This is a genomic window from Mycobacterium sp., from assembly GCF_052143115.1.
In the GTDB taxonomy this organism is placed as follows: Bacteria; Actinomycetota; Actinomycetes; order Mycobacteriales; family Mycobacteriaceae; genus Mycobacterium.
Map to the genome: position 1 here is coordinate 32250 of NZ_JBKQTQ010000199.1, position 9936 is coordinate 42185.

Annotated in this window: 7 protein-coding genes; all 7 read right to left on the minus strand. The window is 64.8% G+C overall.

Features of this window, described 5'->3' with window-relative positions; translation table 11 throughout:
- Positions 1-9: 9 nt before the first annotated feature.
- A complete protein-coding gene (locus ACLQI9_RS21055; RefSeq protein WP_442392125.1) occupies positions 10-243 on the minus strand; it encodes a hypothetical protein in 234 nt (77 codons plus the stop codon).
- Between the two features lie 503 nt (positions 244-746).
- Positions 747-1172 (minus strand): hypothetical protein, encoded by a 426-nt coding sequence (locus ACLQI9_RS21060; protein WP_442392126.1) that lies wholly within the window; start codon positions 1170-1172, stop codon positions 747-749.
- A 37-nt stretch (positions 1173-1209) separates the two neighbouring features.
- Positions 1210-2952, minus strand: coding sequence for a malto-oligosyltrehalose trehalohydrolase (gene treZ, locus ACLQI9_RS21065; protein WP_442392127.1), 1743 nt, complete (start codon positions 2950-2952; stop codon positions 1210-1212).
- Positions 2945-5254 carry a malto-oligosyltrehalose synthase gene (gene treY / locus ACLQI9_RS21070; RefSeq protein ID WP_442392128.1) on the minus strand — a complete coding sequence of 770 codons (2310 nt, stop codon included), beginning with the start codon at positions 5252-5254 and terminating at the stop codon, positions 2945-2947. Before treY ends, treZ begins: the two co-directional genes overlap by 8 nt.
- A 3-nt stretch (positions 5255-5257) precedes the next feature.
- Positions 5258-7438, minus strand: coding sequence for a glycogen debranching protein GlgX (gene glgX, locus ACLQI9_RS21075; RefSeq protein WP_442392129.1), 2181 nt, complete (start codon positions 7436-7438; stop codon positions 5258-5260).
- A 128-nt stretch (positions 7439-7566) separates the two neighbouring features.
- Positions 7567-9738, minus strand: coding sequence for an acyltransferase family protein (locus ACLQI9_RS21080; RefSeq protein ID WP_442392131.1), 2172 nt, complete (start codon positions 9736-9738; stop codon positions 7567-7569).
- Between the two features lie 67 nt (positions 9739-9805).
- Positions 9806-9936 (minus strand): NlpC/P60 family protein (locus ACLQI9_RS21085; RefSeq protein WP_442392132.1); only part of this gene is annotated, 131 nt, incomplete at its 5' end.

A 9936-nucleotide genomic window follows, 5' to 3' on the forward strand; every position in this document is an offset into this window, starting at 1 on the left:
GAAGTTTGGTTACCGGATGGATTCGACGGCCAATTTCGCCTCCGCCAATCCGGCGCCTGTGGCGCTGCGGTATTCCTGGATCGCCGCGATCGTCTTGCCCGCGCGGACAAGGTCGACCACCCCCGGTGGCATCCCGTCGACGCCGGCCACCGCGAAAGGGACGTAGCGACCGGGGAACAGAGCTTCGAGCTGCTTTTCGATGTAATCGAGACGGGCTCTGGCCCCGTGGTCAATTTCGCTCATGGGACGACCCTCGCTTTCCGTGCGATTTCTGGGGTGGTCATTAGCGCAAGCTACCCGAGTCGGCACGCCGGTGGGGACTGCCCGACGAGCTCAAGCGGGACCGAACCCGCCGAGATCACATGTGGCCGCCTGGCCCCATGTGATGGTCCATCCCCATGTGGTCGCAGCAGGACATCGACGCCGAACCCATGTGATGACCGGCCCAATGTCCGCCAGTGGTCCAGCTCAAAAGAAAGCCCGAGAAGAAGATGACCGCGACGATGAACACGGATCCAGCAGTAATGCCCACCCAAGCCAAGGCCCGATTGAGCCCGGCTGGTCCAGCAGCGCCTGACGTTACAGTCGTAGTGCTCGATTCAGATGCTTCAGCCACGATAGGGTCCACCTTCCTGTGTTATCGCCGGACTGGTTGATTGGGGGTGCATGGGCACAACTAGCCGACGTACTCGATACCGATACCATACCCTGGTAGGGTATCAGGACGAACGCAACCTTCGGTTTTGCTAACCAACCAGCTCGAGGGAGTCGTCGTTGGCGCGGAAGATCGGTTCCAGCGGCACAGCGAACCTTTCGGCCATGTCGGCGAGCGCCTTCGACCACACCCGGTCAGCCGAGGCAACCCGTCCACGACCGGGCCCGGTTAGCAGCAAAGCCACCGTGGTGCCCGGCCCCAGGTCGTCGAGTAGCGTGCGCAGCGCTGACATGAGGTTCCAGATGATTCGGCCCTGCGGCCGCGGACGGATCCGCACTTGGCTGAGCTTTTTGGTAAAGCAACGATCCGGCCCGATGAGGCCGAACCACAAAAGCCGTTCCTCAAATCCCAGTGGCCCGACCAGCGCTCGCCACCGCTGGCGCAGGTCGGCGGCCGAATGCACGGGGTCGTTCGCGGTCTCTATGGGTGGAATCGGCAACAGTTCGCGATGACTCATCACGGCATCATCCGCGGTCGCCGGTGCCGCCGGGTAGTCAGCTATCCACAGACCGCAGGATCGCGAACGAATATGGCTGCATCTCGGTGGTGGTGGTGGCGCCGACGCTCGGCGAAGCCGAGCACAACACCACCTCGCCGGTGAGCGGGACATCCACCGTCTCGGCGCCCAGGTTGCAGGCGACCGCCAACCGACCGCGGTGCATGACGATCCAGCGCCGGTCTTCGTCGTAGTCGATCAGCATGTGGTCCAACCACGGATCGGCAAGTTCGGCTTCGGTGCGCCGCAACGCAATTAGTTCCTGATACAGATGGCGCAGTCGCGCGTGCTCACCAGCGTCGGCCTCGTTCCAATCCAGTTTCGAGCGCTGGAAGGTCCGCGGGTCCTGCGGGTCGGGGATCTCGTCAGCGTCCCATCCGTGATCGGCGAACTCTTTTTTGCGTCCCTCGGCGGTGGCGCGCGCCAGCTCGGGCTCCGGATGGGAGCTGAAGAATTGAAACGGAGTCGACGCTCCCCATTCCTCACCCATGAAAAGCATTGCGGTGTAGGGAGACCCGAGCACCAGCGCGGCCTTCACCGCCAGCTGACCGAAGGTCAGGTTCTGCGACGGGCGATCACCGAGCGCACGATTACCGATCTGGTCGTGGGTACAGGTGTAGGCCAGCAGCCGGGTCGCCGGAATCCCCGAGCTCTCCGCTGTGTTCAATGGCCGTCCGTGTCGCCTCTTTCGAAACGACGAATAGGTACCCGCATGGAAGAAACCGTTGCGCAACGTCTTTGCCAGCGTGGCCAGCGAACCGAAGTCGGCATAGTAGCCCTGGCGCTCCCCGGACACCGCGGTGTGAATGGCGTGGTGGATGTCGTCATCCCACTGCGCGGTCATCCCGTAGCCGCCGCTGCGACCGCGGGTGATCACCCGCGGGTCGTTCAGGTCGCTCTCGGCGATCAGGGACAGTGGACGGCCCAGTTCCTCGGCCAATAGCTCGGTTTCGGCCGACAGCTCTTCCAGGATGTGGATCGCGGTGGTGTCCACCAGCGCATGCACGGCATCCAGTCGCACCCCGTCGGCGTGGAAATCACGCATCCAGCGCAGCGCGCAGTCGATGATGTAGCGGCGTACTTCGTCGGAGTCGGCATCGGCGATGTTGATGCCTTCCCCCCACGGATTGCTCGCCGACGACAGGTACGGACCGAATCGAGGCAGGTAGTTGCCGGACGGGCCCAAGTGGTTGAACACCGCGTCGATCAGCACCCCCAGGCCGCGGCGATGGCAGGCGTCGACGAACCGGACCAACCCGTCGGGTCCGCCGTAGGGTTCGTGCACGGCATACCACAGCACTCCGTCGTATCCCCAGCCGTACGTTCCGGAGAACGCGTTGACCGGCATCACCTCGACGAAATCAACGCCGAGATCTACCAGGTAGTCCAGCTTTTCGATGGCCGAGTCGAAGGTGCCATCAGTGGTGAAGGTGCCAATGTGCAGCTCGTAGATCACCGCACCCTGGGCAGAACGGCCAGTCCAATCGCCGTCCGTCCAGGCGTGGGCCGCCGGCTCCCACAGCTGCGAGCGGCCGTGCACGCCGTCGGGTTGGCGGGGGGATCGCGGGTCGGGCAGCACCTTGGGATCGTCGTCGAGGAGGTATCCGTAGCGGGCGGTCGGTGTCGCATCGACAGTCGCTCGCCACCAGCCGTCCCGACTGCGTGTCATCGGAAACACCTCGCCGTCGACGTCGAGGCGGACTGTTTCCGGTTTGGGTGCCCACACGGCGAATTCATGCATCGGCGCGCTCCAGCAGAGCCACCGGCAGCTCGGCGAACAACTCGGCGGCCGACACCGGCCCGGTGACCACCGCACCGGTCAACACGTCGGTCCACGAACCGTCGGGCACCGCCAATACCGTGTCGCCCCAGCCGGTGTGTTCGAGGTGCGCCGTCCAGCGCGTCACCGCGACCAGCACGTCGTCGCCGCGCCGGAACGCCACCACATGATCGGCGGCGGTTCCCGCGGCGAGCACCGGGTGGTAGCCACCGCGCAGGAATGTGTCCGGACGTGCGCGACGCAACTGTAAGGCCGCTTTTACTACACGAATCTTAGGATGCTGCAGAGACTTCAGTTCCTGCCGTCGGGCAGCGTAGTCCACCGGGCGCCGGTTGTCCGGATCGACCAGGCTGTCGTCCCATAACTCGGTGCCCTGATAGATGTCCGGCACACCGGGCACGGTCAGCGCGAGCAGCTTTTGACCCAGCGCGTCGTTCTCGGCGTGCGGTTGGAGCCGGATCACCAGGTTCGTCAGCTCGCGCGCCACCGGCCCGTCCAGCACGGCGTCCAGCCAGCCGTGCACCGCACCCTCGAAGTCGGCGTCCGGATCTTGCCATGACGTATGCCAGGCGGCTTCCCGTATCGCCTTCTCGCCGTACGCGTGTAACCGATCGCGCAGCTCGCCGGTGACCTCGCCGCTAGCCGGCCAGACGCCGAAGATGTTCTGCCACAGAAACAGTCCGGTCGCCGGGTCGGGGGCGGGGGCCAAGGTTTTCCAGCGGGCGACGAACTCGGCCCACAGCGAGGGCACCTGCGACAGCACGCCGATGCGGGCGCGGACGTCTTCGCTGCGTTTGGTGTCATGGGTAGACGACGTCGTCATCGTCTGCGGCCACAATCGGACGCGGGTCGCAGCGCGCTGATGGAATTCGGCGGCGCCGACGCCGAACCGATGTGGTTCGCCGCCAACTTCATTCAGCGACACCAGCCGGGCGTCACGGTAGAACAGGCAATCCTCGACAGCCTTCGCCGTCACGGCGCCGCATAGCTGCTGCAGCCGCGCCGCCGGCTCGCCCCCGCCGGCTAACGCGGTGGCGATCAACTGCAGGGGAACGTCCAATTCCGTTGCAGCAGACTGGGTCGCGGCCAGAGCGGTGGGCAGTACCGCGGCCAAGCCGCGGTAATCGCTGCGATAGACGTCGATGTGAGTGAGCAGCGCCGCCACCGCCGCGGGCAGTTGGGGATGGTCGGCGCCGGCCGCTGCGACAATGCACCGCCGTAGCCTGCCCAGCTCGCTGGCCAGCGTTTCGGTGGCCGCCGCGGTCTTGAGATCGGCCAGCATGGTCGGCATCTGCTGGTAGTCGATGCCGACGGATTCGAACAGCGCCGTCAATGCCGGCGCACCGTTCGGATCGACGAAAACCCCGCCGACCTCCCGCAGCACATCGTATCCGGTCGTGCCGGCCACCGGCAGCGTCGGCTCCAACGCCTCGTCGATCGCGAGGACCTTTTCGATCACGATCCAGGCGTCGGGACCGGTGAGTTTGCGCAGCCGGCGCAGGTACCCCGAGGGATCCCACAAGCCGTCGGGGTGGTCGATTCGGACGCCGTCGACGAGTCCGTCGGTGAACCAACGGGCCACCTCGGCGTGACTGGTGTCGAACACCGAACCATCTTCTTGGCGCAGCCCGGCCAGTGATGTGATCGAAAAGAAACGGCGATAACCACATCGTCCGTTCCGCCAACCGATCAGCCGGTAATGCTGGCGTTCGTGCACCTGCGCACCGCTGCCATCGCCGGTGCCCGGTGCGATGGGCAGCGCCAGGTCACCGAGCCGCAGTAGGTCGTCGTCTACCGTGAGGTCGGCGGCGTCGTCGTCGGAACCCAACAGTGGCAGCACGATTCGGCCGCGTCCGGAATCCCGGTCGAGTTCCCAGTCGATGTCGAAGAACGGCGCATAGGCCGACGACTCGCCGTGCCGCAGCACATCCCACCACCACCGGTTCTGTTCCGGCTTGTCCACCCCGACATGATTGGGGACGATATCGACGACCAGCCCCATCCCGCGGGCCCGCGCCGCCGCCGACAGCCGCGCCAGACCCTCCGGACCGCCGAGCTCGGCCGACACCGTCGTCGGGTCGGTGACGTCGTAGCCGTGCGCCGACCCGCCGACCGGGGTGAGGATCGGCGACAGATATACATGCGAGACCCCGAGTTCGTCGAGATAGTCGAGCAGGTTCTCGGCATCGGCGAAGGTGAAGCCGAAACCGCTCGACTCACCCCGCAGCTGCAACCGGTAGGTGGACAGTACCGGAAATACCATGCTTCACTTGGTCTTACGGAACACGAGCAGCGCTCGTCCCGGCAGCGAGAGTTGGTCGCCGTGGCTTACGACCAGCTTTGCCTCATCGGTGGAATCGGTGGTGTCCAGTTCCGCCGTCCACTCGGTGGCGTAGTCGTCATTGGGAATGACGAAATCGACTGCGTGGTCATGGGCGTTGAAGCACAGCAGAAACGAATCGTCGACCACTTGCTCTCCGCGAGCGTTGGGCTCGGGCAGAGCCTCGCCGTTGAGGAAGACCGAGATGCACTTGCCGAAGTCGCTGTCCCAATCCTCTGACGTCATCTCGTCGCCCGCCGGCGTCAGCCAGGCGATCTCGCGCACCTGATCGGCGCTGCGGATGGGACGCCCCTCGAAGAACCTGCGGCGGCGAAAGACCGGATGGTTTTTGCGCAAGGCGGCGACTTTGCGGGTGAACGCCAGCTGGTCACCGTTTTTGTCGACCAGCGACCAGTCCATCCAGGACAGCTCGGAGTCCTGACAGTAGACATTGTTGTTGCCCTGCTGAGTGCGTCCGATCTCGTCGCCGTGCGCGATCATCGGGGTTCCCTGGCTGAGCATCAGCGTGGCCATGATGTTGCGCATCTGCCGGTGGCGCAGGTCCAGGATTTCCGGGTCATCGGTCGGCCCTTCGACGCCGCAGTTCCAGGAGCGGTTGTAGCTTTCGCCATCCTGGTTGTGCTCGCCGTTGGCCTCGTTGTGCTTCTCGTTGTAGGACACCAGATCGTTCAGGGTGAACCCGTCGTGGGCGACGATGAAATTGATGCTGGCGCTGGGACGGCGGCCGGTCGCCTCGTAGAGGTCCGACGACCCGGTTAGCCGGGACGCGAACTCGCCGAGGGTTGCGGGCTGACCCCGCCAGTAGTCACGCACGGTATCGCGATACTTCCCGTTCCATTCGGTCCACAAACCTGGGAAGTTGCCGACCTGGTAGCCGCCTTCGCCGATGTCCCACGGCTCGGCGATCAGCTTGACCTGGCTGACCACCGGATCCTGTTGCACCAGGTCGAAGAACGCGCTCAGTCGGTCGACGTCGTAGAACTCACGGGCCAGCGTGGACGCCAAGTCGAAGCGAAAGCCGTCAACGTGCATCTCGGTCACCCAGTAGCGCAGCGAGTCCATGATCAGCTGCAAGGTGTGCGGCATGCGGGCGTTGAGGCTGTTGCCGGTGCCGGTGAAATCCTTGTAGAACCGCAGATCCTCATCGACGAGTCGGTAGTAGGCCCTGTTGTCGATCCCGCGGAAGTTGATCGTCGGGCCGAGTTGGTTGCCTTCGGCGGTGTGGTTGTACACCACATCGAGAATGACCTCGATGTCTTGCTCATGGAATGCCCGGACCATGGTCTTGAATTCGGCCACCGCACTGCCGGCCCGCCGGTTCGCGGCGTACTCGTTGTGCGGGGCGAAGAACCCGAAGGTGTTGTACCCCCAGTAATTTCGCAGCCCCAGCTCCAGCAACCGGCTGTCGTGCAGGAACTGATGAACCGGCATCAGTTCTATCGCGGTGACATCCAGCGATTTGAGGTGATCGATGATCACGGGATGAGCCAGGCCGGCATAGGTGCCACGCAGTGCTTCGGGAATGCCGGGATGGGTCTCGGTCATGCCCCTGACATGTGCCTCGTAGATGACCGTCTCGTGGTACGGGGTGCGCGGTGCCCGGTCGGTCGCCCAGTCGAAGAACGGATTGATCACCACGCTGGTCATGGTGTGCCCGAGCGAATCGAACTGCGGGGGAGTTCCGGTCTCGCCGGGGTCTTTGGCCGCAACGGCCATGTCGTAGGAGTAGAGCGCCTGGCCGAACTGGAACTCGCCGTCGAACGCCTTCCCATACGGGTCGAGCAACAGCTTGCTGGGGTCACATCGGTGACCGGCGGCCGGGTCGAACGGCCCATGCACTCGAAACCCATAACGCTGTCCAGGGCTGACGGTCGGCAGGTAGGCATGCCACACGTATCCGTCGACCTCGTCAAGGGGGATCCGAGTCTCGTCGCAGTTCTTAGCAATCAGGCATAACTCGACCTTCTCCGCGATTTCGGAGAACACCGCGAAGTTGGTGCCGCCGCCGTCGAAAGTGGCGCCCAGCGGATAACTGCTGCCGGGCCAGACGGTGCTCAGCTTCGGCGAAGCTTTGGCAGCATCACTGGTTGGGTCTGACGGGGGCATAGTTCGACCTTATCGGCGGCCCGATCTGGTCGCTCTGTTGCCTCTCACGGCCCGCATCGTCGCCGGGCGGGATTTGATGGCCCGGTTCCTCAGCGGGCCGCTGCGCGGCCCGCATCGTCGCCGGGCGGTCACCACCAACCGGTGGCCGCCCCGACCTGCCGACCCAATTCATTGGTCATGGTGCGCATGTAGGTGGCGGACAGGTGATGAGCGTCGTGGTATACCAACACGTTTCCCTCGATGGCCGGACAGATGTCGGGTCGACAGACGGCATCGCTCATGTCCAGCGGTTTGAGCCCTGGGAACTGCTCGACGAAATCGAGGGTGGGGTTGTGGTCGGCCAGCACGTCGGAGCGCTTGATACCGCACGAGATGGCGTCGCCGCCTTTGGCCAGGCAGTCCGAGGGGTTGAACGGTTGGTCGTCTTTGACCAGCCACGGGGTGTCGCGCATGGCGAGGACCGGAATGTTGTTGTCGGCGAACGTCTGCCAGATCCCGATGTAGGTTCCCGGCATCACGTCGCCGGGTTTGATATTCCACGGTCGCGTCGAGGTGGTGAACACGTAGTCCGGGTGGTCGGCGACCAGCTGGGCCATGGCCTTGGGCACCCAGTCGCGGCACTCCGGGTACGGCGCATTGTTACCCATCACCAACGGCATCTTTTCGGTGGACAGTGGGCAGCCCATCTTGAGATAGGTCGTCACCTTGAAGTGGTGCGTGCGGCCGAGAATGTCCAGTGCGGTCAACCAGTGCTCGGCGTGCGAGCCGCCGGCCAGCGCGATGGTGCGGGTGGCGGCCTTGTCGCCGTAGGTGCATTTGATCAGCGTGGTGTTGGTGAAGTCGCTGATGCAGCCGTCCTGGGTGGACGGCGGGTAATCCTTCTGGGCTTCTAACACGGTCGGCCGGGTGCGGAGCTTGGGCACCCGCACGTGTTTGACGAGGGCGCGAGCGCCGGGATAGTCGTGGGAGTTGAGCCCAGTTAGCTCCTTGCCGCTGGCGCGTTCCACGTTGACATGTTCGACCCAGGTGAACGCGGTCGCGGTGAGCGTGACACCCAGCATCGCTACCACCGAACCGAGCACGATGGTGGGGCGGCGCAGCCGCACCCGCCACGGGATGGACGGGGCGGACTCCGACGCCGTACTGGCCGGTGCGCGGTGCCGCAGCGGGTCTTCGACGAACCGGGTGGTCAGATAGGCCAGCACACCGGATATCAGCAATACCGCGGTGCCCTCAACGAAGTTGGCGTGCCGGTGACCGGTGTATGCGAGCCAGAAGATCAGCAGCGGCCAGTGCCAGAGGTACAGCGAGTACGCCATCGCGCCCAGCTTCACCAGCGGCTCGGCCGCCAGCAGCCGGTTGGGCCACGGCAATTGGTCGCGCGTAGTGGGGTGGGCGTACCGGTTTGCGCCGGCCAGGATGAACAGCACGGCTGCCCCGACGGGCACCAGCGCGCACGGTCCCGGGAACTCCTTGACGCCGTCGATGAGCGCGCCGCAGGACAGCACCGCTATCAAGGCGACGCTGGCGATCACCGTGCGCAGCCACATCGGCCAGCGGATGTAGGGGACCAGCGCGCCGGCGAGCACCCCGAGCAGCAGCTCCCAGGCCCGCGCAAAGCTGTTGTAGTAGGCGGTCGCCTGGTCGGCCTGGTGGGCAAAGATCGCATAGACAAACGAGGCCACCGCCAGCGCGCTGAGCAGCAGCACGAACGTCGTCCGCAACCGGTTCCCAAGACGGCGCCGGAACAGAAACGCGAATCCGAAAACCAGAGCCAGGAAAGCGATATAGAACTGGCCCTGCACCGACATCGACCAGATGTGCTGCAGCGGACTGACCGCTTCACCCGCCCGGAGATAATCGGCCACCGTGCTGGCCAGCTCCCAGTTCTGGTAGTAGCCGAGGCTGGCCAGGCTCTGGTCGGCGAAGGTCTCCCAGCGGGTCTCTGGCTGGATCAGGATGGTCAACACCGCGCACCCGGCCAGCGCCACAACGAGAGCCGGCAACAACCTGCGGGCCAGGCGAATCACTTCGGGCACCGGCGACAGTGACGACGCCGGGTTCAGTGCCGCACGAAGCAATTTGCCGCCGAAGAAGAAGCCAGACAGCGCCAAGAACACGTCCACCCCGCCGGAAACCCGGCCGAACCACACGTGGAACATCGCGACCAGCGCAATGGCAATGCCACGCAGCCCGTCGAGATCGTGACGATAGAATCCTGCTTTCCGGTTTCCCATTGCGGACTGGGCGGATTCCGCAATGGCGGCCACGGCCGGACGGGTCGGGGAGACTGTCATGATTGACAGACAATCTACCTAACCCGCCGACCGCCGACAGCGCGCTAACGGCGCGCCGCTGACTTCCCGGTCAGGACTCGATTATTCGGGTCAGATACGGAGTCATGCCGTTGGTGCGGGCCGGCGAGACCGTGACGGCAGGCTCGGTGGCCTCGATCATCTGACCGTTGCCGAGGTACATCGCGACGCTCTGAGTGCCAC

Bases quoted from the DNA above. Each gene is read 5' to 3' on its own strand.
- ACLQI9_RS21055 (WP_442392125.1), bottom strand. From the start codon at position 243: ATGAGCGAAATTGACCACGGGGCCAGAGCCCGTCTCGATTACATCGAA.
- treY (WP_442392128.1), bottom strand. From the start codon at position 5,254: ATGGTATTTCCGGTACTGTCCACCTACCGGTTGCAGCTGCGGGGTGAG.
- treZ (WP_442392127.1), bottom strand. From the start codon at position 2,952: ATGCATGAATTCGCCGTGTGGGCACCCAAACCGGAAACAGTCCGCCTC.
- glgX (WP_442392129.1), bottom strand. From the start codon at position 7,438: ATGCCCCCGTCAGACCCAACCAGTGATGCTGCCAAAGCTTCGCCGAAG.
- ACLQI9_RS21060 (WP_442392126.1), bottom strand. From the start codon at position 1,172: ATGAGTCATCGCGAACTGTTGCCGATTCCACCCATAGAGACCGCGAAC.